This window comes from Hyphomonas oceanitis, from assembly GCF_036964545.1.
In the GTDB taxonomy this organism is placed as follows: Bacteria; Pseudomonadota; Alphaproteobacteria; order Caulobacterales; family Hyphomonadaceae; genus Hyphomonas; species Hyphomonas oceanitis.
The window spans coordinates 298,913-324,178 of the sequence record NZ_JBALTL010000006.1 but is presented as its reverse complement, the minus strand read 5'-3'; the positions used below and the strand labels follow the sequence as shown (position 1 = coordinate 324,178).

The window sequence follows — 25,266 nt, the reverse complement described above, 5'->3', positions numbered from 1 at the left end:
CATGGCTCCAGTCTCTCAAGAAAAGGAGCCTCCGGCAAACCCGGGGCGGTTCAGATCATTCGGCGGTCCGAGGTCAATGTAATACTTCTTGGCTGCACCGAACTTACATACTTTGCTGATCGTCTCCGTGAACGTGGATTCGTTGTTTTAGATAGCACGATGATCCATATTCAGTCGCTTGAAATCAATTCCGCTGAGCGCGCTGGGGGATAGTCCCAACACGATGACTACCTCCATATTGGTGTTGCGCGGTCTCTCAAGGCCGCTGGAGAGCTTTCGTCAGGAAAGATTGCCGATCACCTCGGAGTATCGCGCGCTACGCTGTATCGGACGCTGAGCGAGTAAGCGGCTGCTCACAAAGTCGCTCTGGGTACAGGGATTTCTTTTTCCGCTGGCAGAAAAAATTGGAGCTTAGGTGCGCACTTTAAGGCCAACCCATGTCGTCGACAAAATACTTGTAGTTACCAGATGCCTCCAGTGAGCCTTTCGCCGAGCAATACGACGAACACTTGGACGCGCTATAAAGACCTCCAGTCCGCGCATTGAATTTGGCGTCAGTGGTCCTTTCTGATTTCCAGCTCGTGCGGAGGCAAAGGACGCTGAAGACGCAAACTTTCAACTCCGCCACTTAGCCACGCCTTGCAATCCGCCGGAGTGTGCAGGATCGCTGGCATGGCCTTCTCATGTACTGGCCGCACAATATCGTTGGCTTCGGTCGTCAGGAACGCAAATAGCTCCCAGTCATGCTCCTCACGTGCTCGCCGCGTCTTTCCTGGCTGGTCTGCCAGACGCTCTCCATGCCAGGGACGCCACACCCCAGCAAAGTATGCGATCTCGACATCCGGAACAGAGAACCACGTGGAGTCCCGAACCGGCTCGGCAAAAGCGGTGAATGGGACGAGGCAGCGATACTCCGCTTCGATCATCCATTCCCGGTTTACATCTTGCCACCACCGGCTTTTCAGGTTGCGGATATTCGTTATCGGTGCGCGCTGTCCCGGTATAGGCGGGAACCCCCACCGCAAGGCGGCTAGTTCAAACCCGCCTTCCTTTCGGCGGCGTATGATGGGTGCATCCTGATCCGGATAGATGCTCTGTTGCGGTTGCAGATTGTCCGTTTCAGATGTCGTCGTGAGTTCGCCATCTTCGAGCATCCGCATGAATGCGCGCATTGCGGCAACTGATCCATATTGCGCATAGCGATTACACATGAATTCACTTCACCCGATCGTTTTCCACAAGACAAGCTCTTGACCAATGTTCTTGTTTCGTTCTTTTGTCCGCTCTTCAGTCCTGGAGAGGCAGAATGCGCAAGCCGGAGACCCTCGAAAGCCTCTATCTCGACTTTGACGGCTTCTTCGCCTCGGTCATGCAGCAGGCCATGCCAGCACTCCGTGGGAGGCCGGTGGGTGTCATCCCGTTCGAGACGGATGCGGCTGACAGTACTGTGGTCATTGCCTGCTCAAAGGAAGCCAAGGCACGCGGCTGCCAGAACGTCATGCCAGTACCGGACGCGCGGCGGTTGTGTCCTGACATCCTTTTGGTGACACAACGGCCTGACCTGTTCAGACGCGCACACAACACGCTGCTCAATGAAATCTCCTGCGAGATCCCAATCGAGACGGTAAAGTCGATTGATGAGCTGGCTTGCCGACTGGACCCGAAGGATGCGCGTGATCCGGAAGACCTGGCGCGTCGGCTGAAGGCGCGCATCGCGGCGAATGTCGGTCCCTACATCACCTGTTCAATCGGCTTCGCAACGAACCGTCTGCTCGCCAAGACAGCCTGCAAGATCGACAAGCCCAACGGCGTGACCATCTGGCGGCCGGAAGACATGCCGGGTCCGCTCCTGCGACTTCCTATCGATGAGATTTCAGGGATCGGGAAACAGCTTGAGATCCGCCTTATGCGCGCCGGCATCACGGATATGGAGAAGCTGCTAGGGACTCAGCCGAAGCAGCTCCGCAAGCTCTGGGGAAACGTCAATGGTGAGCGCATGTGGTATGCGCTGCACGGCTATGACATCAAGGCCACGCCGACTGCGCGTGGCATGTATGGCCATGGCCGTGTCATGCCGCCGGAATGGCGCAATGCTGAGAAAGCTGAAGCCTGTTCTCGCCTCTTGTTGACCAAGGCGGCGCGCCGGATGCGTCGGGATGGCTACAACGCACGCAAGCTCTGGCTCTGGCTCGATATTCGCGGCGGCGGCTGGTTTGGCGAACACACTCTTCCTAGCGTGCACGATGATCATGCCTGCCTCGATGCATTGAGGATCTTGTGGCATCGCGCTAAGGCACAGATCAGCAAGCGCGCCAGCATCATACGGGTGGGTGTGACACTTCTGAACATCACGCCATCCGAACACCGCCAGCTCGATCTCCTGATGGATGACGACAAGGACTGCCAGCGCTGGGAGGCAATTACCGACACGATAGACGGCCTGAACGCGAAGTTTGGAAAGCGCGTGGTGACGATGGGACCCTGGACGGCGCCTCCAGGCGGGTTCACCGGCGGCAAGATTGCGTTCACGCGCATCCCGAGTGCGGAGGATTTCTGGTGAGCTGGCTAAGCGATATGAGCCTCAAGGATCTCGATGAGAGCCAGGCGCTGGAGGCGACTTGCATAAGGTGCCTGCACACATGGCTGCAGAGTCCGACGCAGCTTCTGCTGAAGGTCGACCATAGGGACGTGCATCTTGACGAGGTAGCGACGCACCTTGCCTGTCCGCGCTCGGGATGCCGCCATGTTGGGGTCCGGCTGTCACTGGTTCGTAATGACGATACGAGCGGGTTTGTGGGTGGGATGCCTTAAGTGATGGTGTTGATCAGAGGTGAAAGCTGCCTGCTTGCGAAACAGCGGTATAGGTTTGCCGAACGAGTTGAAGCCGTCATCTGGTCCGGAGACTGGTTCTGGTTTGGGTCGCATGAACTCGGCCATCAGAATTTCTCCATCGAGTTGTTGATAGCGAGCCTATAATTCCAAATTGTATTTTCGTAATCCACCATCGCCTGCTTGACGGGGCGCTCATTGACGCTGAGAGCTGATTCCGGCGCGGACCATATTTCTTTGATGCACGAGCCTCGTGGTGTTTCTAAAACGGCCGCTATCTCCGGTATGTCCGGGAGTTTGTAGCAGTGCGTCACAGTTGGCTCATCTATGCAGGTCTGCATGATCGCGGCTTCATCGTTGATCGCTTTCGCGACGACGAGTGGCTGCTGGAGCTTGCCATCCACGCACCAGGCGGTTTGTTCGTTAGGGTCTGTGACCGCGCCGGAGCAAGCTGTGAGCGTGAGAGCCGTGATGATTGCGAGTGTGGTTTTCAATTTAGATACTCAACTTCTTCCATAGCCAACTTTCGATTTCACTCGAAAGCTCGGCGGTGATAACTGTTGGTTGCATTGTTTCGCATTTCGGTTCTGATCTCTACCCGCCGCATCATTTTTGTCTTGCAGTCGTCAATGTGGTTGGCTCAAATGTATTCTGACCAACTATGGGTGGTTTCCGAGCGAATGCGCTGGGAAATATGGCGTCATCAGGGTCACTTATTCGAAGTTTCTCTAGGACTTTGCTTCTATGGTGCATACGGCGCGTCGTGACAGGGTAAATGTCGAGTGAGTGGGTCAGCAAGACCGATGCGCTCTCAGAACGCTCTAGGCGCGCATCTTGATCCGGACGAGCAGTTCCTCATTCAAGACCTCAAAAGCGCGCCAGTGAGCTGGCCTGAGTCTTACAGAGTCACTCCTCGCCGTGTGCGTGGACATCTCAAGCGTTCGGGATTTTCTTAAGCGCAATGCTTCAGTGGAGTCGGCTCTCGAAATCGCTAAAGTCTGCGGAGAAAAGGCCTAAAAATTATTGCAACCTACAGTCGCGCCTCGTAAGGGGAGTTCCGACAGCAACATAATAAGACCACACAAAGGGGAATTCGCGGATGATTCACAGATTAGCTCTCTCTGTACTACTTTTGACCATTTCGGCTTGCACAAGCATTGAGTTCGCGCCATCGAGCCAACTCACTGGCTCAAAACGAGTAACTGAAAAGAGCTACACGCTTGGAGAGCCAATAGAGACATTTGTTGGCGCGACAATGATCCGTGTTCGAGACTACAAACGGGACACCTATTCGGGTACCGAGGTTAAGATTATGAAGCCGTTCACGGTAAGTGGATTTGCATTCAACCGAAGTTTTGCGCTGGGAGATACGTACCCATACGGTGGGAAAACTAAGCTCAATAAGCAAGACATGGACTTCTTTATGGTGAATGGTCAATACGGTTTGCTTTACGATGCAGAAGGAGAAGTGCAGAGCAAAATTCTGAACATAAATCCTAGTGCGCAGGTGTTCATGGTGTACACGTACGAAAATGACGGTGGAACGGGTGCGGTTGAGCGAGCCGACGTTGAGCGAGTGACGAATACGCCAGACGGACAAAACTTCGAGATCATATATTCAGGACTTGATGGTGATTCCATCAGATTAAACTATCGCGAGTATTCGGACGGCGATCTTGCTCGCGAAGCGTTTTTTCAACAGCTCACATACCCTAGATCGTCGAAGGTTATTCGCTTTCGGAATATTGAACTCGAAGTTCAGTCGGTGGAGGCTGACAAAATCATCTTCTCAGTTGTCAGTGAGTGAGAACGCAAGTTCGAATTTTATGAAGAACATTTGCGCTCTAGGAGCATCACAGGCTCGCGTTTCAATCCGGACGAACATTTCCTCATCGAACACCGAAACGCGAGCCAGCGACTCTCCTAGAGCGCTACAGACTCAATTATCGTCATCTTCCTCGGTGTCATCGTAATCGTCATCTTCGTCATCATCATCCGGAAGCACCCAAATAGGATGATAGATGGACCGAGCAGTGGCGATCAAATCAAGCTCTGAAGAACTCGGCATGCGAGTGGCAGCCAGGTGCAAACTGAAGTCATCCGGTTGCTCTTGCATGATCCAAAACGGAAGGAGGTCAATGACGTCGCGTTTGAAGTGTTTCGCGATGCCGCTTAAATGCCGGAGAGGTATCTTGGACCTACCACCCATCCAGCGTTTCAACGTTGTTGAGTGAGTGTATCCGAGCGCTTTGGAAAGCTCTTCAAAACCTTCGTTCTCTTCGCCACCCGCAAGCTCCCCTTCAATGAAGAATATGAGCCTCTCGTGTGATGGAAATTCATTCAGCCATCTGGTGTCCATGAGTATTTCTCCTTTGTTGTTGGTGAGGAGAAATTAGCTTCCGGATTTGTCTCTGTCGGGTGGGAAACGGAAGGGTGTGAAAGATAGGAACAGTCCTCGTCGTTCGCTTCGCTCACTCGCTCGGCTGTTCCTATCGGTCATTTATGGAAGGGGAGGGATATGGAGTGGCTCTGTTTTTGACATAGCTTCTCTATTACCGAATTTTCGGTTTTTGTTTTTTGGAAACCTGAGTCAACGGTATCAAACAACAGACGGCGTTGATTATTCTGGTTATTTTAGCGACGCGGAATCAATGGTGCGTCCAGGTTCAAGTGACGAGCACCAGTGTGCTTGTCGACAGTGTAAAAGCGGGTCGGAGCAATCCGCTGACCCGCTTCGTGGAAGTCGCTCAGCCAGAAGACGCGATTGGAAAAATCCTCAACGTATCCTTGCTCTTTGGTGATGTAATTCGACCACCCATCACTGTAGATCGACTTCGTGACGGCGCTCCAGCCTTTGCGCTGCCAATCAATGAGCTCTGAGCTGGGTGGGGTGGCTTTCTTGCCGGCCGGACCGTCAAGCAACTTTGCATCACGATCTTCAAGAGGAATGCCTGGAGAATTCAGCAGTCTCAGCAAGAAAATCCGGCGGTTCAAAGTTTCCCAAGGTTCACAACGACCTTTGCCAAGAAACCAAAGTATGTGGACGTGCGGGTTTACACCTGCTTTCTCCACAACACATATGGCTTCAAACCTATCAGTTTTCGAAACCCTGTCCTCGACATGCGACGTGTTGAAGTAAATTTTGTCCAGAAGGAAGGCGACTGCACTTAACTCTTGTTTGACCCACTGGACGTTTCGATCAACATGCGCACGATCATTGCTGATCCTACTAAGATTTCGATTGAACTGAATGGTAGTCGCCGCGAAGGGGGTCTCTTGATTCAAGAGCTCAAACCAACTCTGCCGCAGCCTAATTTTTGATATTGTCACTTACAACTTTTCCGACCGCACCGTTCCGCTTGGGATCGGCTCGCTCTAACTTTTTTTGATCTCAGGAAAGCTCGCTGTGCTTAGCATCCCAAACGAACCAATATTATATCATGATCAACGACCGTAAAAAAGCCGATCTGGGACGCTTTCTGCATTGAAAATTCGAGGTTTAAGTCAAAACAAGAGCGTCGGTTTTCAACACGCTATTCAACACGCGACGGCTGCTTAGACGTTGTTTTATAATAACTAGTTTGATATCAAGACGCTGGTAGCAACAAATGAGTCCATCCCCTAGGGACTGCCACCAGGTTTTTTCATCCGACAATCAATGCCTTAAATCCACAAATGCCGAAGTTTCCGGCATTTGTTGTGAAGATCGCGTGACAAGAGCGTCATCGCATTTTAGGTTGCTTCCTTGGGGAATTTGGGTTGATGGCGAAAGCAGTGGCGACATCCGAATCAGATATGCCTGCGGCTGAACCCGTGGTGCGCGTGATCGGCCGCGTTAAGTGGTTCGACAGCGCCAAGGGCTATGGCTTCATTGTGGCCGACTCCACGTCTGATGCCGCCCTGACGGGCGATGTGATGCTGCATGTCTCCTGCCTTCGCGACTACGGCGAAACCTATGCCGACGAAGATGCGCGCATTGTCTGCGACGCGGTTGAGCGCGAGCGCGGATGGCAGACAGCCCACATCATCGAGATGGAGCGACCGCGCGCTGTCGTCGCCCGCGAGAAGGGCGTTGAATTCGAGTACACGACCGTCACGTTGAAATGGTTCAACCGCACCCGTGGCTATGGTTTCGTCCAGCGCGACGGTATCGAGATCGACATATTCGTCCATGCTGTGCCCCTGCGCCAGGCTGGCTATGAGGATATCGAGCCCGGCACCCGGATCGAGGTCGTTCTCGGCAAAGGTGGCAAGGGCGAAAATGTCACCATGGTGAAGCCGCGCCAGGGCTGAACGGCAAACAGCCAAGAGCGCTTGCCCAGCTTCGAATGCACGGCTAAACCAACGCGCATGACCCGTTTGATTGCCAGCCTTTTTGCCGCCGCCTTTTTCCTTGTTCAGGGCGCTTTCGCCCAGCTTGAGACAGGTCCGCTCGCCATTGATAATGGTGACTCCGTACACAAGTTCACGGTCGAGCTGGCCAATGATCCGGAAGAGATCCGCGTCGGCCTCATGAACCGTGCTGAAATGGCGCCCAATGCCGGCATGCTGTTCGATCTCGGCGAGCCGCGCGAAGCCAGCTTCTGGATGAAGAACACACTTATCCCGCTGGACATGCTGTTCCTCGACACGGATGGCAAGATCATCGCCATTGCCCGCAATACTGTTCCAGGCTCGTTGCGCTCCATCGGGCCCGGCGTTCCGGTCAAGGCCGTTCTGGAGCTGAACGGTGGCCGCTCCGAGGCGCTTGGCATCGAGCCGGGCGATGTCGTCGAGCACGCGCTGTTCGGCAATCTCGCGCAATGATCTGCGCGGCCTCATGAAGCCGCCCCCATCGGACTTTGCGCCAAATCCCTCGCGCGGCAAGTTCACCCTGCACAATGGTCCCACTTATCGGGCCAGCGCAGAAGGCGACATGCGCACCGGCATGTGGGTGCTGGATCGTCACTGCAACGGCATGGGCTTCATGCATGGGGGCATGACGTGCGCCTTCGCCGACAGCGCGCTCGCATGGGCCGTATGGACGGTCACGGGCCGCATGTCGGTCACACTGAAACTCACATTGGAATTCATGGACATCGTGCCTGAGGGTACGTGGCTCGAAGCGCACCCGGAAGTGACTGCCGTGGACGGTGATATCGTCCACGTCACGGCCCGCTTGCTCAAGGAAGACGGCCATATCGCCGCCCGCGCCGACGCGGTGTTCCGGTCCCTGCGGCGGCGCACCACATGAGGCAGGATGGCGCGCGACAACGCTAAACGCGCATATGTCTGCAAACTATGTTATCCCGGCCCTAAATGAAGTTGCCGTAGGGATAGCGACCAATGGATTTTGACGCTCTTTTATTATCGCGCATTCAGTTCGCGTTCGTCATTGCCTTCCACATCATGTTTCCAGCCTTCACGATTGGTCTCGCGGCCTTCCTCGCTGTTTGCGAGGGTCTGTGGCTGAAGACCGGCCATGAAGCGTTCAAGCGTCTCTACCTGCACTGGGTGAAGATCTTTGCGCTCGCTTTCGCCATGGGCGTCGTCTCCGGCGTCGTCATGAGCTACCAGTTCGGTACCAACTGGAGCGTCTTCTCCGAGATTGCCGGCAGCGTGATTGGCCCGCTCCTCGGCTATGAAGTCCTCACGGCCTTCTTCCTTGAGGCCACCTTCCTGGGTGTCATGCTGTTTGGCTGGAACAGGGTGGGCCGCAAGCTCCACTTCATCGCCACCTGCGCCGTGGCCATCGGCACCACGATTTCCGCCTTCTGGATCATCTCCGCCAATAGCTGGATGCAGACACCGCAGGGCTTCGCCGTCGACCCGGCCACTGGAAACTTCTACGCAACAGACTGGATGAAGGTCGTCTTCACCCCCAGCTTTCCGTCGCGCCTCGCCCACATGCTGCTCGCCGCCTACATCACCACAGCCGCAGTCGTGCTGGCAGCGGGCGCCTGGCAGGTCATCGTCGGACGCTTGACCAAACCAACACGCTGGCAGATGCGCATGGCCTCCATGACGCTCGCTATCCTGCTGCCGATCCAGATCATGGTCGGCCACGAATCCGGCCTCGTCGCGCACGAACACCAGCCCGCGAAGATTGTCGCTGCTGAAGGCTGGTGCGAAAGCGCGCCCATCCAGGGAACGATGCTGCTTGCCTGGCCGGCCGACAATGCCTGCGGCCATGCCGGCATCACAATTCCAGGTACCAGCCCCTATCTCTTCGCCGGGCTCGAAGAGGGGGAGGACATGAAAGGCATGGACGCCTTCGCGCCGGAAGAAATGCCGCCATTCTGGCTCGTTTTTTATGGCTTCCGCATCATGGTCGGTGCAGGCCTCGTCATGCTCGGCTTAGGTCTGTGGGGTTGTTTCCTCTGGTGGCGTGGCCGTCTCGACGAGAAGGGCCTGTTCCACTGGGCTGCTGTTCCCGGCGGCGCGCTCGGCTTCATCGCGGTCATCACCGGATGGATCGTCGCCGAAGTCGGCCGCCAGCCCTATACCGTCTATGGCCACCTGCGAACGGTCGATAGCGTCTCGCCCGTCTCCACGGCCCAGGTTGCGACATCGCTGCTGGTCTTCATGGTCACCTATGCGATCATCTTCACTGCGGGCACGGTCTACATGGCGCGTATCGCCACGCGCGGCTTTGATGATGATCCCATGAGTTCGAAGGAGGGCCGTCGTGCGCCCGGTTCTCCGCTTGGCTCCGTGGATGATCCTGCCGAGTCCGGCGAAGACACCGTTGCAGCGGAATAGGAGAGACCCATGACACTCGACCTTCCAATGATCTGGGGCTTCATCCTCGCTGTCGGCGTCTTCATGTATGTCACGCTCGACGGCTTCGACCTTGGCGTCGGCATGCTCACTTTCCATGCCCGCTCGGATGAAGAGCGCAACATGATGACCGCCACGATCGAACCCGTCTGGGACGGCAACGAAACATGGCTCATCATCGGTGGTGGCGGGCTTTTTGCGGCTTTCCCCAAGGCCTATGCCATCATCATGCCTGCCTTCTACCTGCCAGTCCTCGTCATGCTGGCCGCCCTCATCTTCCGGGGCGTTGCTTTCGAGTTTCGACAAAAGGCCGTCCGGGCGCCCACGCGCCTCTTCTGGAATGGTGCCTTCTTTGGGGGCTCTGCTACCGCTGCGTTCGCGCAAGGGCTCATGCTCGGCGGCATGATCCAGGGTATCAATGTCGAGGGCGGCGCTTTTGCTGGCGGCGCGTTCGATTGGCTCACGCCATTCTCAATCCTTGTCGGCATCTCCGTTGTGATTGGCTACCTGTTGCTCGGCTCCTGCTGGCTTGTGCTGAAGACCGAAGGCGAACTCTACACCCGCGCCCGCAATTGGGCGCGCATGTCCCTTATCGGCGTCGCGATCGCCTTCCTCGCCGTCAGCCTCGCCACGCTCGCCATTGATCCGGCAGTCGGTGATCGCTGGGGCTTCACGATGACCAGTATCGACTTTACCCGCCTCCTGCCGCTTGCTCCCGCACCGGTTGCCGGGATGGCGCTTTGCGCCTGGCTGTGGCGAGACCTGTCGATGAAGCCGGGGCAGGGCGCTGCGCCGGACTGGCGCCCCTATCTGCTCGCCATAGGCATCTTCCTCAGCGGCTATATCGGTCTCGGCGTCAGCATCTATCCCTACATCGTGCCGTTTGAGTTCACGCTGCACGAGGCCGCCGCGCGCGACAATGCGCTTGCCTTCATGCTAGTCGGTGCGGCTATCATGCTGCCGATTATCCTTCTCTACACGGCGTATGTATATTCACTCTTTTGGGGCAAGGTGAAGCCCGGCGATGGCTACCATGGCTGATCCGATCTTCCGCGCCACAGAACCTCTGCCGGATGACCAGTCCGAGGGCCCGCTCGTCAAGCGCCTCGGCTGGTTCGTCGGTATTGCAATCGTTTCGATGCTGGTCGTGGCAGCGGTTGCCTATGCGCTGCGGTCGCTGCTCTTCATTGGCTGAAGCGTGCCGCCATCCAGTCGGTCACTTCCTTGACCGCTTTTGGTAACAGGTCAGGCCGCTCAATATAATAGTGATCAGCGTCCTTGATCGTCACCATCTGCTTGTCTTCTGAGCCCACTGCCTCGAACAGGCGCTGCGCATGGCTCGGCGTACAGGCAAGGTCAGCTGAGTTGCTGATCACGAGGACAGGGCAGGAAACGCGAGAGGCATTGCCCGTTCCGTCAGCCCTGCTCTTGTCATAGCTCCATTGCGACAGCCACGAACGCAGCGTCGTGAACCGCCCGAGACCGACCGGACCGTCATTGGCAATGCGCGGGTCGCCCAGGTAACACGTGCCCGGCTTGCGGTCCGACGGGTCCTGCGTCGGGTCCAGCCAGCGCACATCGCTCATCGTGCCCTGCACCACGAAACACCGCTCGGCATCCGGGTCATCGCTCGCCTTGATGGCCGCCAGTTGCGTCAGCACGCGGTCCGTTATGCGCCGGTTGCGCGCCACCTGTGCTGCCCGGAACAGCGTCACGAATTCATGGGAATAGGGCGGCTGGTTCGGGCAATCCGCCGCATAGATGTTCAGCTCCCTATCGCGCTCGAACGGCTTGTCCTCGTCAAGGATCGACGGGTCGATCCATTCGGTCATCGTGTGCGACCGGCTGATATGCGCCGCTAGCAGCAATATCGCATCGGCAGGGATCAGCCCCGCGCCGGCAATATCCACCGGGTCGCCAGCAGGTGTTTCCGTAATGGTCGGATTCTCGGCCTGGTCCTGATAGAACAGCGACAGCGATCCGCCACCGGACCATCCGCCCAGCACAACCTTCTCATAACCAAACCGCTTCTTCGCGTCGGCAATGCACGCGCCGAGGTCCAGCACGCATTTCTCCATGATCAGCGCCGTGTCATTGCCGCGATAACGCGGGTTGCAATAGATGACGTGATGGCCTTTCCGCGCGAGCGCCGTCACCAGGGGCAGGAAGCTCCCGCCGCCGATCGGGTGGCTGAACAGTATGACTGTTTTTGCCTCCACGTCGTCTGGCCGTATGCGCATGCATTCCACGAAAACCTGCCCCGCCGGGCCGCCATAGGTTTCCTTCAGCCGCCCCGAATCCGCGTGCACAAACCCGTAGGGTTCCCTTGCGATAGCCATTTGCGTGTTTCCTTGCCCTTGTTTTTTATGAAGCGCATACTTGCGCAAACACTCTCAAGGGGAAAGCAGGAAAGGCCCGAGGAATGACTGAACAGTCCCGGCCGCAGCCAAGCGGCATACATCACATCGCCATCATGTCGTCCGACATCAAGAAGCATATCGCCTTCTTTTCGGAGGTCATGAATTTCCCGCTCGTCGCCCTGTTTGACATGCACGGCGTGCCCGGCGGCCTTCACGCCTTCCTGCGCATGAACGATCACAGCTTCTTCTCGATCGTCCAGCTGCCGGATGTCGACAAGATACCGGTCACGCTCGGCGTCACCCATTCCGGCAATGGCGCGCTGCCCAGCGCCGCCGGTACGATGCAGCACCTCGCGTTCCGCGCTGACGATGAAGAAGGCCTCCTCGGCATGCGCGACCGCCTCCGCAGCCACGGCATCAACGTCATCGGCCCGCTTGATCACGGATTCTGCAAGTCGATCTATTTCGCCGGGCCAGACCAGATGACGCTCGAAGTCGCCGCCCCCGCAACGCCCGTCGACCCGAAACAATGGATCGATCCCACAGTGCTCGAAAAGGCCGGCATCTCGGCAGCAGAGGCGGAAAGCTACAAGGCGCCAGCGCCTTATGCCGGCAAGGGCAACGAGCCCCAGCCGCCCTACGATCCCGCCAAGCCGCACATGGTCTACCCGCCGGACATGTACCAGGCCATGCTGAAGACGCCCGATGACATCTTCGCCAATGCCGCGAAATTTCCCGGCCCGCCGGTACCCGTTCCGGCCTAGGCGGGCCGCCCCAGCCAGCGCTCAAGAATGTCCGCAGTGTCTTCGCCGACACTGCGCGGCGCATGCTTGCGGATGGATCCCGGTGTCGCCGAGAATTTCGGAAACGTGTTCTGCATCTTCACCGGGCCTAGCTCCGGGTCGTCCACCGTCACAATCGCTTCGCGCGCCGCATAGTGCGGATCGGTCACCATGTCGGCGGCTGTGTAGATCTTGCCCGAAGGCACCGAGTGTTCGAGCAGCAATGTCTCCAGCTCCGCCACGCTCAGCGTGCGCGTCCAGTCGCTGATGATCCCGTCCAGCTCCGCCTGATGCTCACCGCGTGCTAGGTGCGTCGCGTAGCGTACATCCGTCGCAAGGTCCGGACGTCCCATCGCATCGCACAGTCGCTTGAAGATCGGATCCTGGTTGCCACCGATCAGGAACTCTCCATCCTTGCACGGATAGACATTCGAGGGTGCAATCTTCGGCAATATCGCGCCGGTCCGCGTCCGCATGAAGCCGCTCGTCGAATAATCCGCCACATAGCTTTCCATCACCTGCAACACGCTCTCATACAGCGCCACATCGATAATCTGGCCTTCGCCGGTCTTGTCCCTGTGGTGCAGCGCCGCAAGGATGCCCATCGCCCCATAGGAGGCTGCCAGCGTATCCCCGATCGAAATGCCCACGCGTGAGGGCATCCGGTCCGGCTCGCCGGTAATCCCGCGCAGGCCGCCAAAGCCCTCGCCAATCAGGCCAAACCCCGGCCGGTCCGCATAGGGCCCGGTTTGTCCATAGCCCGACATCCGCGCCACGATGAGCCCTGGATTGGCCTCGCGCAGCTTCAGCGGATCAAGCCCCCATTTCTCGAGGGCCCCCGGACGGAAGTTCTCGACCAGCACATCGGCTTCAGCGATCAGGTCCCGGGCCAGTTGCTGGCCTTCCTCGGTGCGGAGGTTCACTTCGACCGAATACTTGTTACGCCCGATGACGCGCCACCAGGCCGGCTTGTCGCCCTGGCCCCATTCGCGCATCGGGTCGCCCTTGCCGGGTGGCTCGATCTTGACGATTTCCGCGCCCATGTCGCCCAGCAATTGCCCACAAAACGGGCCAGCAATCAGCTGGCCCATCTCCACGACGCGCAGGCCATGCAGGGGCCCATTCGGATTCGGTGTATCGGTCATGCCTGCCTTTAGCGCATTCGCTCACGCCACAACAAGCGCGCCGTCGGTCTAGGCCTTCTCGGCTTGCTCCACGGCGAACGCCTTGATCGTCTTATAGTCCGCCTTGCCGTTCACAGCGCGGCCAAGGTCCGGCTTGAGGAAGATGCGCTTGGGTGCCTTGAAGCGGGCAATCTTGGTCGCCACGAATGCGCGTAGCTCGTCCTCGCTCACCTCACCGTCAGTCGACACAACCGCCGTCACGGCCTGGCCCCACTTGTCGTCCGGCAAGCCGACAACCAGCGCGTCGATCACCGCGTCATGCAGCTTCAGCGCCTCTTCCACCTCTTCGGGATAAACCTTCTCGCCAGCGGTGTTGATGCAGTTCGACCCGCGCCCCAGCAGCGTCATCGAGCCATCCGCTTCCACCGTGCACCAGTCGCCCGGAATGGAGTACCGCATGCCGTTGATCGTCGGGAAGGTCTTCGCCGTCTTCTCCGGATCCTTGTAATAGCCGAGCGGCACCGCGCCGCCGCGTGCCACAAAGCCTGCCTCGCCGCTGCCCGGCTGGATCTCGCGATGGTCTTCGCTGAACACTTTGCAGTTCGGGCCGAGTTCGAATTTCGACGTCTTCACTTCGCCATCCGCCGTCATCGCGGAAGAGCCAAAGCCCACAGCCTCAGACGCGCCGAAACTGTCCATCATTGCAGCCTGCGGCATGTGCTTCAGGAGCCCGCGCTTGATCTCGACAGACCACATCACGCCGGAGGAAACGACCGCCACAACCGTTGAGAGGTCATACTTGCCCGGGTTCTCTTCCAGTTCCTTCAGCATGGGCTTGCCGAACGCGTCGCCCACGATGGCCATATTGGTCACGCCATTCCTGTCGACCGTCTCCCACAGGTTCTGCGGGCTGAAATTCTTGTTCTCGGTCAGCGTCACCACGGTGCCGCCATTCAGCATCACGCCCATGGCCGTAAACAGGCCCGTGCCGTGCATCAGCGGGCAAGCCGGGATGATCCGCGCGTGTCGGCCGAGTTCGAGCGCATTGGCGACATGCGCATCAAGGTCCTTCGGCACAACGCCGCCCGCCTTGGCCACGCCGTCCATGCCCGCCTGACGCCAGATGCCGTGCGACCACATTACGCCCTTCGGCATGCCCGTCGTGCCACCCGTGTAGAGGAACAAGAGGTCGTCGCCAGACCGTTCAATGCCCAGTGGCGAGGCATCGCCCTTGCTGGCAAGGTCTTCATAGGCGACCGCAAAGTCCGGCACGCTGTCGCCGCCAATCTGCACCCAGGCGATCACGCCCGGCAGGCGGCCGCGCACGCGCTCCACCTGCTCGATGAACTCAATGTCGTAGAATACGACCGTCGAGTCCGAATTCTCGAAAATGTAGACCAGCTCGTCATCGAGATAGCGGTAATTGACGTTCACATGCGTCAGCCGCGCTTTGAAACAGGCCGCCAGCGCCTCGGTATATTCCGGTTGGTTGCGCAGGTAGAAGCCGGCCTTGTCGCCCGTCTTCGCGCCCATCTCGCGCAGGTTCCGCGCCAGCCGGTTGGACCGCGCGGTCATCTCCGGCCAGCTCACGACACGGTCACCATGGATCAGGGCAGGGGCATCGTCGCCGAGCACCTCGCCCAGTGCATCCAGCATATCCCCGAAATTCCAGTCAAAAGCCTTGGCCACAGTATGTCTCTCCCTGAGCATTATTATTTCGCGCGACTCTACGACCTTGCCGCTGGGGCAGCAAAGCCTGAAACGTCGATGGACGCAGCGTCCGTGGGATCAGCGCGGTGCCATCCGGATCGCGCCATCAAGACGGATCGTCTGGCCGTTGAAATAGCCGTTGCGCGCAAACTCCATTGCCAGCGAGCCGAACTCCTTGGGATTGCCGAGGCGTTTGGGGAAGGGCACGGAGGCGGCAAGGCTGTCCAGCACGTTCTGCGGCGCGCCCAGCATCAGCGGCGTCGCAAAGATGCCCGGCATGATCGAGTTCACGCGAATGCCAAGGTCCATCAGGTCACGCGCCAGCGGCAGAACCAGCCCGTTCACGCCCGCCTTGCACGAGCCATAGACCACCTGGCCGATCTGCGCGTCCATCGCCGCCACGGAAGCCGTCAGCGTGATGCAGCCGCGTTCGCCATCCTCGGTGATCGGCTCGGAATTCGCCATGCCCAGCGCAGAGATTGAGGCCACGCGATAGGACGAGATCAGGATGCCCTGCGCGCCGAACGCGTAGTCTTCAGTCGGCAAACGCTTGAACGCGTGGCTCTCCTTGTCGAAGCGCAGCGTCTTGCCGCCCTTCGCGGTCATCGCGCAATGCACGGTCACGCGTTCCTGCCCATGCGCTGCGCGGGCTTTCTCGAACCCGTCCAGCACGGATTGCTCGTCGAGGATGTTCACCTTGCAGAACAGGCCGCCAATCTCCTTGGCGACGGCTTCGCCTTTTTCCTCATTGATGTCGAAAATGGCGACAGGCGCGCCAGCCTCGGCAAAGGCTTCGGCCGTGGCGCGGCCAAGGCCGGATGCGCCGCCGGTGACAACGAGCGGTGTGGATTTGCTGATCTGCATGGGGTCTTCCTCCGGTTCATGTTTTACCGGATTTGTAGACCTGCCTTTTCGGGATGCAAACGCCTGACCATGCGGCACCCATAGGCAAGCGCCCTCTAACGCCTTAGCCTCAGACCCAGAAAAACAGGGAGTAAATGACAATGGCCATCGATTTCACCATTCCGGACGATGCAAAAGAAGTCCGCGAGCGTGTCCGCCAATGGGTGCAGGATGAATGCATCCCCGCCGAGAAGGAAATGTCAGCCGGCAAGGCCTACAAGACCGTGCTCGCCGAGCTGCGCAAGAAGGCGCGCGCCCAAGGCCTCTGGCTCCCTTTCATCCCGGTCGAGCATGGCGGCATGGGCCTCGGCCCCCTCGCCAATGCCTTGGTCCAGATGGAACTCGGCCAGAGCCACCTTGGCGCCCTCTCGATGAACTCGCAGGGCCCTGATGACGCGACCATGCTGACGCTGCTCGCCCACGGAACCGATTTCCAGAAAGAGAAATACCTGAAGCCGCTGTTCAATGGTGAAAAGCGTATCTGCTACTCGATGACCGAGAAAGCCGCCGGCGCCGACGCGACCGGCATGCAGACCACGGCCGTAAAAGACGGCAAGGGCAACTATGTCCTGAACGGCGAGAAATGGTTCTCCAGCGCCGCCAGCGCCGCCGATATCGCCGTCGTCATGGCCAAGACCAATCCCGACGCCCCGCGCCACCAGCAATACTCCACCTTTATCGTGGAGCTGCCAAACCCCGGCTACAAGATCCTTCGCGACATTCCCACAATGGCCGTGCACGGCGCACATTATGAAGAGATGGGCGGCGGCCACGCGGAAGTGAAGATCGACAACCTCATTGTGCCGGAAGAAAACCTGCTCGGCGGCGAGGGCGGCGGCTTCTCCATGGGCCAGCACCGTCTTGCCTACGGACGCCTGCGCCACGGCATGCACAATGTCGCCATGGCCCAGCGCGCGCTGGATCTTGCAACAGAGCACGTCACCAAGCGCTCAACCTTCGGCAAGGGCCTCGAAGATCGTCAGGGCGTCCAGTTCATGCTCGCCGAATGCGCCAGCGAACTTTACATCGCCCGCCTCATGCTCATGCACATCGCCTACAAGGCCGAGAACGGCATGGACCTGCGCCAGGAGAACGGCATCGCCAAGGTCTTCCTCGCCAATATGGTGCACAAGGTCGTCGACACCGCAATCCAGCTCCACGGCGCCCTCGGCTACAGCTTGGATACGCCGCTCGCCGCCTGGTACACGCATATCCGCTCCCAGCGCCTCGTCGACGGGCCGGACGAAGTGCACAAGTGGATCACCGGCAAAAACGTCATCCGCGCCTTCAAGAAGGATGGCACCACGGCCGCAGCCGCCGGCGGCGACCTGCTCTAGGCGAGCTATTCGCCACGATTACACTCGATATCATCGGCCCCGACTGGTTTGCACCAGTCGGGAAAGCTGCGAGATTTCCAGGGACGAGGACGCCTTGCTTGCGGACCTACGCGTTACATTTCGGGTGCTGGTACAAGCTGGCGGCACGGAGCTGGATCATGGCGTGCGTTGCCCTTCGAACAGCGTTTTCAGCCCGTATACCCTTATCGTCGATTCAAGGTCGAACATCCTGCCTGACATCTGAGCGTTGCGCAGTTTCAGGGCTCTTGCGACCTCGGGGTCACTCCGAAGCGCCAGAACACCCTTTGCCATCTCTTCCGGGCTGACGGTGAGTGTGCAGGGATAGTCGATCGTGAGAAGCCCGACAGCTGCGCCCTTGGTGGCATATTCCCTGTCGCCGCAATTCTCGCTGAGGTCGCGGTGCAATGACGGCTCAATCGTCATGCGGAACAGGTCACGATAGCGGGACGACTGCCCCTCTGACTGGACGATTGAAAACATCGGTGTGTTGTATATCCCGATAGCCGTTTCGCGCAGGCCGACGTCGGAAATCAGCGCCAGCGAACCCGATGCCACGATCTCGTCAAAGGTCGCCCGTCGGCGTTCATACCAGTTGTACTGGCTCGCGCGGTAAGCGTTGATCAGAATGGTTTCATCATCCATCACCGCCTTTTCCGCGAGCCCCAGATAGGCCGCTTCGCCGGCTTTGGACGCAACAGAATTGTATTGGAGAAGGGCGCTTGCGTATTCCAGTTCAGCGTGAAGTTCCGCCTTCAACCTTTCGGTATAGACCGCAGCGCGGGCGCGATCTTGACGCGCCTCATTCCAGTTGTTCACCTGGAAACCGGCAAACACACCGAACACTACGATCAGGAAATCAATCGCGATGGCGGTCCATTCCTGGTTCTTCACATGAGAGATGACGCGGCGAAGGATCATTCCCTGTCCTCCAGCAGTGACAGGATATTGGTCACCTCATCGTGCTGTTCCCGCGATATATCGGCCAGATTGATCTGGAAGATCATGATCGTCTGTATCTGTGGTTCAGCCTGACGCAGAAGCGCCCAGTCATGGTCAACGATAAAGTCGTTTTCCGGCGACGTGTAGTCCGTGTTGACCCGAATGGCATCGATTAGCAGGGGGCGGCCGGTCATCGATGACTGCGCGGTCAGTGCGCGCTGATAATTGTTCTCGTGACGGTCCAGGTTCTGACCATAGGCCGTCAGGGCGCGCCTCAGAGGTTCGCTCCGTATGCGTGACAGGCTGCCCGTCGAAATCATTTCGAGGTATGTCGCCGATTGCGTCGGCAGAGGCGCAGTCAATGCCGGCGCGGTGAGATATGTCTTGAGGTCGTCCAGGGATGGGGGTGTTTCTTCAGTGCGCAGCAGTGCAACCAGCTTGCCTGTATGTTCGGCAATCTGCTCAGCCTCATCCGCCGCAACGGCAATAGCACTCTCGGCTTCGCGGAAATCCTCTGCCAGCCGGTCGAGCAGAACGGCTTCCTGTGCATGTTCGTGCCGCGTCTCATTCCAGTTATTGACTTGAAGGCCGAGGAACACGCCGAGCACCACGATCAGGGTGTCGACAGCGACGGTGAACCAGTCCTGCTTGCGGAACGCATCGGTAAGGCGGCGGAGGATCATTGCGCGCAGGTCCCAGTCACGCCTGAGCGTCGCCAATCGGATCGAAAAACACCCACGTCCGCCCCCCCAAAGCCTTGCGCCGTGAGCCAACTATGCGACGTTTTTCGACAATTGTCTTGGGCTCGTTGAAATATCAGAGCCCTCTGTGGCCGGATCTGTAATGACGTCAGCGCATCGCGCTGATCAGGCTCCAGGCCTTGTCGAGTATCAGGACCGCCAAAAGCGTGATGCCTGCCATTGGCAGGAACAGGGCCAATCCAACAATAAGCACGATCACGCCGGCCACGATACGTCGGTCCGCCGGCATGGGTGGCACGCCGACATGTCCCTTTGGCTTGCGCTTCCACCACATCACGCCGCCGGTCACGCTCAGCATCACAACGCCCAATGCGGCAATCACGCCGAGCACCTGGTTCGGCCAGCCAAACAGGGCGCCCTCATGGAAGGCCACGCCATAGGCCATGGTCCGGTCAGCCACGTTCTGGTCGGCAAAGCGGATGCGCATCACTTCATCGCCCGTCCATTTGTCATAATGGACGGTCTCATAACGCGGGCGGAACTGCGGCATCGCCCGCACCGTCCACACACCATTCTCCCCGCGCGGCGGCTGTATGTTCACCGGCGCCCACAGGCCCTGCGGCACCACCTTGTCCACCACATCCTGCAGCGAAATACCGGCCGGCGCCATCGCGCCCATGCCGGCAATCATCGCATTCTCGTCATCATCGCTGCCGGTCTTCCAGAGGTCCGCCCCGCCCATATCGTGCCCCGCATGAGGTCCGCCCGACTGCAGCGTCACAAACCATTCCTGTCCCGGCGATTTCAATCCCACCAGCGCCTTCGCCCGCGTAAAGCCCGCGCCCCACACCTGCGTCCAGGGCAGGCCGGACAGCAACATCACCAGCACCAGCGCGCCAATCCACGCGCCCGCCGCGCCGTGCGCCTTCTTCCACACGTCCCGCCGCCCAAGGCGTACTGAAAAGTCCGGCACGAACACGCGCCACCATGCCATGCCGCGTGGCCACCAGAGATACATCCCCGTCACGATCAGGATGATCGTCCACGAGGCCATCGTCTCCACCACGAGCGAGCCGCGGTTTCCGCCCAGCAGCGTGCCGTGAATCTTCGACATGAAAGTCATGATCCGGTCGCCTGATTTCACGTCATGCAGGATGGCGCCTGTATGCGTGTCGAGCCTGAGATAGCGCGCTGGCCCCTCGCCAACGATCTCCACTTCTGCCGTCAAATCCTCCGGTCCGTCCGGCAACACATAGCGTTTGAGGACATAGCCCGGATGGGCAGCGAGCGCAGTCTCGACCAGCGTGTCGGCCGGCACCATGGCGCCCGCCTCCTGTGACGCTTTCGCATTGATCCCCGCCTCGATCGCGGCCTCCACCTGCGGCTTGAACAGGTAGGTCGCCCCCGTCAGGGCCAGGATCACAACGAATGGGATCACCACCAGACCGGCCATGAAATGCCAGCGCCAGACGCGGTGTTGAAGCCCTGATCGGAATGCGCTCGCCATAGGCCTAGAACCTCGCCCGAATGCCGCCGAACACGGCCCGGCGTTCCACCGGATAGTAGATCGAGGATGTCGGATCCGCCGTGATCACGGCACTGACATCCCCGATGGCCTTCTCGCCGCCGAGGTTCCTTGCATCGAGGAACAGGTCCATCCGGTCATTGACGCTCCAGCTGGCAGTTGCGCCCAGCAACACATAGCCGTCGACCTTCTTCGTATTGTTATAGTCGGCATAAGGGCCCTCGGGTACCCATTCCAGGCTCGGCGCCACATGCAGGCGTTCCGTCCCGATGCGCAGCTCGGCGCGATAAACATGCTCCGGCACAACCGGCAAGTGGTTGTCGCCGTATTGCGTATCGCCATCAAACTTGAAGTCTGAATACGTGTAGACCTGCCGCAGACGCAGCCAGTCGTTCAGCTGAAGCGACAGGCCAGCTTCGATGCCTTGGTGGATGGTCTCGTCACCATTGAAGGTCGAAGCGGGGATTTCGGTATTCACCGTATACTGAAGCAGCTCACCATCAATCTCCGAGCGGTAGGCGGTGACATCCCATTCCGCGATTCCCCTGCTGCCGCGCGTGCCGACTTCCATCGTCCACGCCGTCTGCTTCTCCACCGGCACGAATGCCGCCACCTGTGCCAGTTCGCCATACCCGGGGAACTCGGCCGACTTGCTCAGATTACCGTAGACCTGAATGTCCGGCGTCGCCGCGTAGAGCATGCCCAGTTTCGGCGAAAAGGCATTGAATTCTTTCTCGCCTTTCACACCCGTCGCGCCGCCCGAGAACAGGTTGAACTTCTCAAACTGCTCGCGCTTGCCATTGGCGTAGATGCCGCCGCCGATCAGCGTCATCTTGTTGGTCGCGTGATAACGCACTTCGGAATAGACATTGCTCGTATAGGCCTTCTGGTCCGCATCAAAGGCCAGCGCGCCGCTGGCGCCACTATTGTTGATATAGCGCTGGTAATCGACATCGCCGAAGCGTGCTTCGCCGCCAATCGTGGCTTCCCACTTGCCGCTCGCCCAGTCCCAGCGCGCAAAGGCGCCGCGGTCCTGCGTATCTTGCTCCAGCACCTGGAAGATCGGGTGGTGCAGCGACTTTTCATTCAGGAAAACGCCTAGCTTCAGGTCGCTATTGTCGAACGCAATGGTCGTCTGGTTCTGCAGGCGAACAGACTCGATATCGCGGCCCTGGTCATTTACGAAGTTGCCGGTCTTCGGATTTTTCAGTGCCACCGCCTCGGTCAGCGCGCCCGGCAGTTCCTGGTTCAGCTGGTTGACGCTGATATAGAAGCGCATCGTGATCCGGTCGGTCACCGCATAGCCCACATTTCCGTTGAAGCGCACGGACTCGCGCTTGGCATGGTCGCGGTCACCATCGGATGTATCGGTGCTGATAGCGCCCCACGCATCCAGCCGGTCACCCGCCATTCCACCTGACACCAGCAGGCGCGCCGTATCATTGCTGCCAATGTCACCGCGCACATACACGCCCGGCGCGGTGCGCCCGTTTGGCGTCACGCCATTGATCGCGCCGCCCAGCGTGCCCGAGCCATAGCGCAGGGCGTTCGATCCCCGGAAAACTTCCAGATGGTCAAAGAAGATCGGCTCCAGCTCCTGGAAGTCGCCATTGTCGTCGGCCAGGTTGATCGGCACGCCGTCCTGCAACAGCGTCAGGCCGCGCATGTGATAGCCCCGGCTGAGGCCCGACCCACGGATCGAAATGCGCACTTCCTGGCCAAAGCGCGGCTGAGTGTAGACGCCCGGCGAGAAGGACAGCGTATCGCGCAGAGAGACGAGGAACCGGTCGGCGTATTCGTCATGCGAGACAACTTCCGCGCCACCCGGCGTCTTCGCCACCAGCGCTTCGGCTTCCAGCGTGCTGGCATTAGAGGTCACGATGATCGTGTCCTGATAGAGCGTCGCATCATCCGCAGCAGCGAATGGCGCACAGCCGAGCATGGCGCCCAGCGCGATAAGGCTCACGCGGGAGCCCGATTTGAGATGTTTCATTGGATAAGTGTTTTCTCTTCTGGCGCGGCTATGGGCGCGCGCTTGGTCTGACAAGGTTAGGGGTTCAGTGTCAGCTGAAGAGAGGGGGCCCGCGTGCGGGCAGGGGAGCGGTAATGACGCGCGATGCGGGCGGCGCGCGCAGTGGCGGCAGCGTGCGGTCATTGTTACGGCGCAGGGCAGGGACATCGAACACATGGCCCGCATCCGCCTGCATGAGGATCGACGCGACCGCATACGGACACGGCGCCATATGGCCGGGGTCGCTATGGTCGCCATCGGGGGCGCTGTCGGATGACTGGTCTGGCTCCTCGTCGCCGTGCAGCCCGGTCACCTGGCGGGTCACCGGGTCGACCACAACAGTTCGCCCGGAGCAAAGTTCGATCGTGAATCCGCCACCAGTCTCGGCTGGCGCAATCATCCAGCCGGTGGGCACAGCGGCACGCACCAGCATCGCCACCAGCATCAGCGTGGCGACCGCCCGGAACATGGCAATACGAGAGAGCAGGCCCTTGCGCATGTGGCCCCCTTAGCGAGCCGTCATCAAGGCGGCAATTGCGCTAGTGTCGCAGATAGCAAAACGGCCCTCCGTTTCCGGAGGGCCGTCTGTTCGTTTCGGTAGGCTTGGGGCCTGGACTAGAAGCCCATGCCACCCATGCCGCCCATGTCAGGCATGCCGCCACCGCCGCCAGCCGATTCTTTCTTCGGTGCTTCGGAGATCGAGCATTCCGTCGTGATCAGCAGGGCTGCGACTGAAGCTGCGTTCTGCAGGGCAGAGCGGACAACTTTCACAGGGTCGATAACGCCCATGGCAACGAGGTCACCATATTCTTCGGTCTGGGCGTTGAAGCCGTAAGAGCGCGACTTGTTGGACAGGATGTTGTTCACAACAACCGAACCTTCAACGCCTGCGTTCTCGACGATCTGACGAAGCGGAGCTTCGAGCGCCTTGCGGACGATGTCGATACCGGCTTTTTCGTCGTCATTCAGGCCAACAACGCCGATGTTCTTGGAAGCGCGGAGCAGGGCCACGCCGCCACCAGGAACAATGCCTTCTTCAACAGCTGCGCGCGTAGCGTTCAGCGCGTCGTCGACACGGTCTTTCTTCTCTTTCACTTCGACTTCGGTCGCACCGCCAACCTTGATCACGGCAACACCGCCAGCCAGTTTGGCCAGGCGCTCTTGCAGTTTCTCACGGTCATAGTCGGAAGACGTGTCTTCGATTTGCGCGCGGATCTGCGAAACGCGTGCTTCGATCTCTTTCTTCTTGCCAGCGCCATCAACGATGGTCGTGTCGTCTTTCGTGATCGACACGCGCTTGGCTTTGCCGAGCATTTCCATGCCGACGTTCTCAAGCTTGATGCCGAGGTCTTCGGAGATGACCTGGCCCCCTGTGAGGACAGCGATGTCCTGCAGCATGGCTTTACGACGATCGCCGAAGCCCGGTGCTTTGACAGCAGCGATTTTCAGGCCACCGCGCAGCTTGTTCACGACCAGCGTGGCAAGCGCTTCGCCGTCGACGTCTTCAGCGATGATCAGCAGCGGCTTCTGCGACTGAACAACAGCTTCGAGGATCGGCAGCATTGGCTGGAGCGAGGAAAGCTTCGACTCGTGAAGCAGGATGAGGACGTCTTCGAGTTCGACGTTCATCTTGTCAGCATTGGTCACGAAGTAAGGCGACAGGTAGCCGCGGTCGAACTGCATGCCTTCAACGACATCAAGTTCGGTTTCGAGCGACTTGGCTTCTTCAACCGTGATGACGCCTTCATTGCCGACTTTCGCCATGGCTTCAGCGATCATCGCGCCGACTTCAGTGTCACCGTTTGCGGAGATCGTGCCGACTTGGGCGATCTCTTCGTTGGTTTTCACTTTCTTGGAGCTGTGTGCGAGGTCGCGAACGACTTCCGCAGCGGCTTTCTCGATACCGCGCTTCAGGTCCATTGGGTTCATGCCGGCGGCAACGCGCTTCATGCCTTCGCGAACGATGGCCTGTGCGAGAACCGTAGCGGTCGTCGTGCCGTCGCCGGCAACGTCGTTGGCCTTGGAAGCGACTTCGCGCAGCATTTGTGCGCCCATGTTTTCCAGCTTGTCTTCAAGCTCGATTTCTTTGGCGACGGTGACGCCGTCCTTCGTGGTGCGCGGTGCGCCGAAGGATTTTTCGATGACGACGTTACGGCCTTTAGGGCCGAGCGTGACTTTCACGGCGTTAGCCAGCGTGTCGACGCCTTTGAGCATCTTTTCGCGGGCGTCGGAGCCGAAAACTACATTTTTGGCAGCCATAGTGAG

28 protein-coding genes are annotated in these 25,266 nt (G+C 59.1%); 12 read left to right on the top strand and 16 right to left on the bottom strand.

Features of this window, described 5'->3' with window-relative positions; translation table 11 throughout:
• Both V7651_RS17095 and V7651_RS18720 read left to right on the top strand, forming a co-directional pair.
• The coding region (locus tag V7651_RS17095) for an aspartate/glutamate racemase family protein (RefSeq protein WP_335613873.1) at window positions 1-213 on the top strand (213 nt) is incomplete at its 5' end.
• 24 nt (window positions 214-237) lie between these two features.
• The gene (locus V7651_RS18720) at window positions 238-345 is read left to right on the top strand and encodes an HTH domain-containing protein (protein ID WP_418887260.1); all 108 of its coding nucleotides are present in this window, start codon (window positions 238-240) and stop codon (window positions 343-345) included.
• Window positions 346-554: 209 nt separating this feature from the next.
• Here the strand turns inward: V7651_RS18720 and V7651_RS17090 are convergent, their stop codons facing one another.
• Window positions 555-1,211: an SOS response-associated peptidase gene (locus tag V7651_RS17090; protein WP_335613872.1), complete on the bottom strand. Its 657-nt coding sequence runs from the start codon at window positions 1,209-1,211 to the stop codon at window positions 555-557.
• A gap of 95 nt (window positions 1,212-1,306) precedes the next feature.
• Between V7651_RS17090 and V7651_RS17085 the strand changes: the two genes are divergently transcribed.
• Complete coding sequence (locus V7651_RS17085) at window positions 1,307-2,560, top strand: Y-family DNA polymerase (protein WP_335613871.1); 1,254 nt, start codon at window positions 1,307-1,309, stop codon at window positions 2,558-2,560.
• Between the two features lie 5 nt (window positions 2,561-2,565).
• On the opposite strand, the gene V7651_RS17080 is transcribed toward V7651_RS17085, so the two are convergent.
• From V7651_RS17080 to V7651_RS17070, 3 genes are read right to left on the bottom strand one after another with little or no spacing between them, the layout of a single operon-like run.
• Entirely contained in the window at window positions 2,566-2,745 is a 180-nt protein-coding gene (locus V7651_RS17080) for a hypothetical protein (protein WP_335613870.1), read from the bottom strand.
• A gap of 15 nt (window positions 2,746-2,760) precedes the next feature.
• Window positions 2,761-2,937, bottom strand: a complete 177-nt coding sequence (locus V7651_RS17075; RefSeq protein ID WP_335613869.1) for a hypothetical protein — start codon at window positions 2,935-2,937, stop codon at window positions 2,761-2,763.
• Entirely contained in the window at window positions 2,937-3,323 is a 387-nt protein-coding gene (locus V7651_RS17070; protein ID WP_335613868.1) for a hypothetical protein, read from the bottom strand. Before V7651_RS17070 ends, V7651_RS17075 begins: the two co-directional genes overlap by 1 nt.
• A 605-nt stretch (window positions 3,324-3,928) precedes the next feature.
• On the opposite strand from V7651_RS17070, the gene V7651_RS17065 reads away from it, so the two are divergent.
• Complete coding sequence (locus tag V7651_RS17065; protein ID WP_335613867.1) at window positions 3,929-4,636, top strand: hypothetical protein; 708 nt, start codon at window positions 3,929-3,931, stop codon at window positions 4,634-4,636.
• Between the two features lie 132 nt (window positions 4,637-4,768).
• Here the strand turns inward: V7651_RS17065 and V7651_RS17060 are convergent, their stop codons facing one another.
• Together V7651_RS17060 and V7651_RS17055 are read right to left on the bottom strand one after the other, a co-directional pair.
• Window positions 4,769-5,188 carry a hypothetical protein gene (locus tag V7651_RS17060; protein ID WP_335613866.1) on the bottom strand — a complete coding sequence of 140 codons (420 nt, stop codon included), beginning with the start codon at window positions 5,186-5,188 and terminating at the stop codon, window positions 4,769-4,771.
• Between the two features lie 275 nt (window positions 5,189-5,463).
• Complete coding sequence (locus V7651_RS17055) at window positions 5,464-6,159, bottom strand: hypothetical protein (RefSeq protein WP_335613865.1); 696 nt, start codon at window positions 6,157-6,159, stop codon at window positions 5,464-5,466.
• Window positions 6,160-6,591: 432 nt separating this feature from the next.
• Between V7651_RS17055 and V7651_RS17050 the strand changes: the two genes are divergently transcribed.
• From V7651_RS17050 to V7651_RS17025, 6 genes are all read left to right on the top strand, one after another.
• A complete protein-coding gene (locus V7651_RS17050) occupies window positions 6,592-7,122 on the top strand; it encodes a cold-shock protein (protein ID WP_335592345.1) in 531 nt (176 codons plus the stop codon).
• Between the two features lie 57 nt (window positions 7,123-7,179).
• Window positions 7,180-7,635 (top strand): DUF192 domain-containing protein, encoded by a 456-nt coding sequence (locus tag V7651_RS17045; RefSeq protein WP_335592344.1) that lies wholly within the window; start codon window positions 7,180-7,182, stop codon window positions 7,633-7,635.
• 13 nt (window positions 7,636-7,648) lie between these two features.
• Window positions 7,649-8,062 (top strand): PaaI family thioesterase, encoded by a 414-nt coding sequence (locus V7651_RS17040; RefSeq protein ID WP_335592343.1) that lies wholly within the window; start codon window positions 7,649-7,651, stop codon window positions 8,060-8,062.
• Window positions 8,063-8,154: 92 nt separating this feature from the next.
• Window positions 8,155-9,570, top strand: coding sequence for a cytochrome ubiquinol oxidase subunit I (locus V7651_RS17035; RefSeq protein WP_335613864.1), 1,416 nt, complete (start codon window positions 8,155-8,157; stop codon window positions 9,568-9,570).
• 9 nt (window positions 9,571-9,579) lie between these two features.
• The gene (gene cydB / locus V7651_RS17030) at window positions 9,580-10,629 is read left to right on the top strand and encodes a cytochrome d ubiquinol oxidase subunit II (protein ID WP_335613863.1); all 1,050 of its coding nucleotides are present in this window, start codon (window positions 9,580-9,582) and stop codon (window positions 10,627-10,629) included.
• Window positions 10,622-10,783 carry a hypothetical protein gene (locus V7651_RS17025; RefSeq protein WP_335592340.1) on the top strand — a complete coding sequence of 54 codons (162 nt, stop codon included), beginning with the start codon at window positions 10,622-10,624 and terminating at the stop codon, window positions 10,781-10,783. The genes cydB and V7651_RS17025 overlap by 8 nt, the downstream gene beginning before the upstream one ends.
• On the opposite strand, the gene V7651_RS17020 is transcribed toward V7651_RS17025, so the two are convergent.
• Window positions 10,773-11,927, bottom strand: a complete 1,155-nt coding sequence (locus V7651_RS17020; RefSeq protein WP_335613862.1) for an alpha/beta hydrolase family protein — start codon at window positions 11,925-11,927, stop codon at window positions 10,773-10,775. The two genes, V7651_RS17025 and V7651_RS17020, sit on opposite strands and share 11 nt — an antisense overlap.
• An 83-nt stretch (window positions 11,928-12,010) precedes the next feature.
• Here V7651_RS17020 and V7651_RS17015 point away from each other — a divergent pair, with 83 nt between their 5' ends.
• A complete protein-coding gene (locus V7651_RS17015; protein ID WP_335613861.1) occupies window positions 12,011-12,712 on the top strand; it encodes a VOC family protein in 702 nt (233 codons plus the stop codon).
• On the opposite strand, the gene V7651_RS17010 is transcribed toward V7651_RS17015, so the two are convergent.
• From V7651_RS17010 to V7651_RS17000, 3 genes are all read right to left on the bottom strand, one after another.
• On the bottom strand, window positions 12,709-13,875 hold the full coding sequence (locus tag V7651_RS17010) for a CaiB/BaiF CoA transferase family protein (protein ID WP_335613860.1): 1,167 nt from the start codon (window positions 13,873-13,875) through the stop codon (window positions 12,709-12,711). The two genes, V7651_RS17015 and V7651_RS17010, sit on opposite strands and share 4 nt — an antisense overlap.
• Window positions 13,876-13,923: 48 nt before the next feature.
• Window positions 13,924-15,510, bottom strand: a complete 1,587-nt coding sequence (locus V7651_RS17005) for an acyl-CoA synthetase (protein WP_418887259.1) — start codon at window positions 15,508-15,510, stop codon at window positions 13,924-13,926.
• Window positions 15,511-15,642: 132 nt separating this feature from the next.
• Window positions 15,643-16,428 (bottom strand): SDR family oxidoreductase, encoded by a 786-nt coding sequence (locus tag V7651_RS17000; RefSeq protein ID WP_335613858.1) that lies wholly within the window; start codon window positions 16,426-16,428, stop codon window positions 15,643-15,645.
• Window positions 16,429-16,568: 140 nt separating this feature from the next.
• Between V7651_RS17000 and V7651_RS16995 the strand changes: the two genes are divergently transcribed.
• Window positions 16,569-17,804, top strand: coding sequence for an acyl-CoA dehydrogenase family protein (locus tag V7651_RS16995; RefSeq protein WP_335613857.1), 1,236 nt, complete (start codon window positions 16,569-16,571; stop codon window positions 17,802-17,804).
• 156 nt (window positions 17,805-17,960) lie between these two features.
• Here V7651_RS16995 and V7651_RS16990 read toward each other — a convergent pair whose 3' ends face one another.
• The 6 genes from V7651_RS16990 to groL all read right to left on the bottom strand — a co-directional run bounded on the left by V7651_RS16990 (window position 17,961) and on the right by groL (window position 25,260).
• Complete coding sequence (locus tag V7651_RS16990; protein WP_335613856.1) at window positions 17,961-18,743, bottom strand: hypothetical protein; 783 nt, start codon at window positions 18,741-18,743, stop codon at window positions 17,961-17,963.
• Window positions 18,740-19,447 (bottom strand): hypothetical protein, encoded by a 708-nt coding sequence (locus V7651_RS16985; protein ID WP_335613855.1) that lies wholly within the window; start codon window positions 19,445-19,447, stop codon window positions 18,740-18,742. The genes V7651_RS16990 and V7651_RS16985 overlap by 4 nt, the downstream gene beginning before the upstream one ends.
• Before the next feature lie 166 nt (window positions 19,448-19,613).
• Entirely contained in the window at window positions 19,614-20,972 is a 1,359-nt protein-coding gene (locus V7651_RS16980) for a PepSY-associated TM helix domain-containing protein (RefSeq protein ID WP_335613854.1), read from the bottom strand.
• 4 nt (window positions 20,973-20,976) lie between these two features.
• Window positions 20,977-22,983: a TonB-dependent receptor family protein gene (locus V7651_RS16975; protein WP_335613853.1), complete on the bottom strand. Its 2,007-nt coding sequence runs from the start codon at window positions 22,981-22,983 to the stop codon at window positions 20,977-20,979.
• 70 nt (window positions 22,984-23,053) lie between these two features.
• Window positions 23,054-23,500, bottom strand: a complete 447-nt coding sequence (locus tag V7651_RS16970) for a hypothetical protein (protein ID WP_335613852.1) — start codon at window positions 23,498-23,500, stop codon at window positions 23,054-23,056.
• A gap of 116 nt (window positions 23,501-23,616) precedes the next feature.
• On the bottom strand, window positions 23,617-25,260 hold the full coding sequence (gene groL / locus V7651_RS16965; RefSeq protein ID WP_335613851.1) for a chaperonin GroEL: 1,644 nt from the start codon (window positions 25,258-25,260) through the stop codon (window positions 23,617-23,619).
• Window positions 25,261-25,266: the final 6 nt, after the last annotated feature.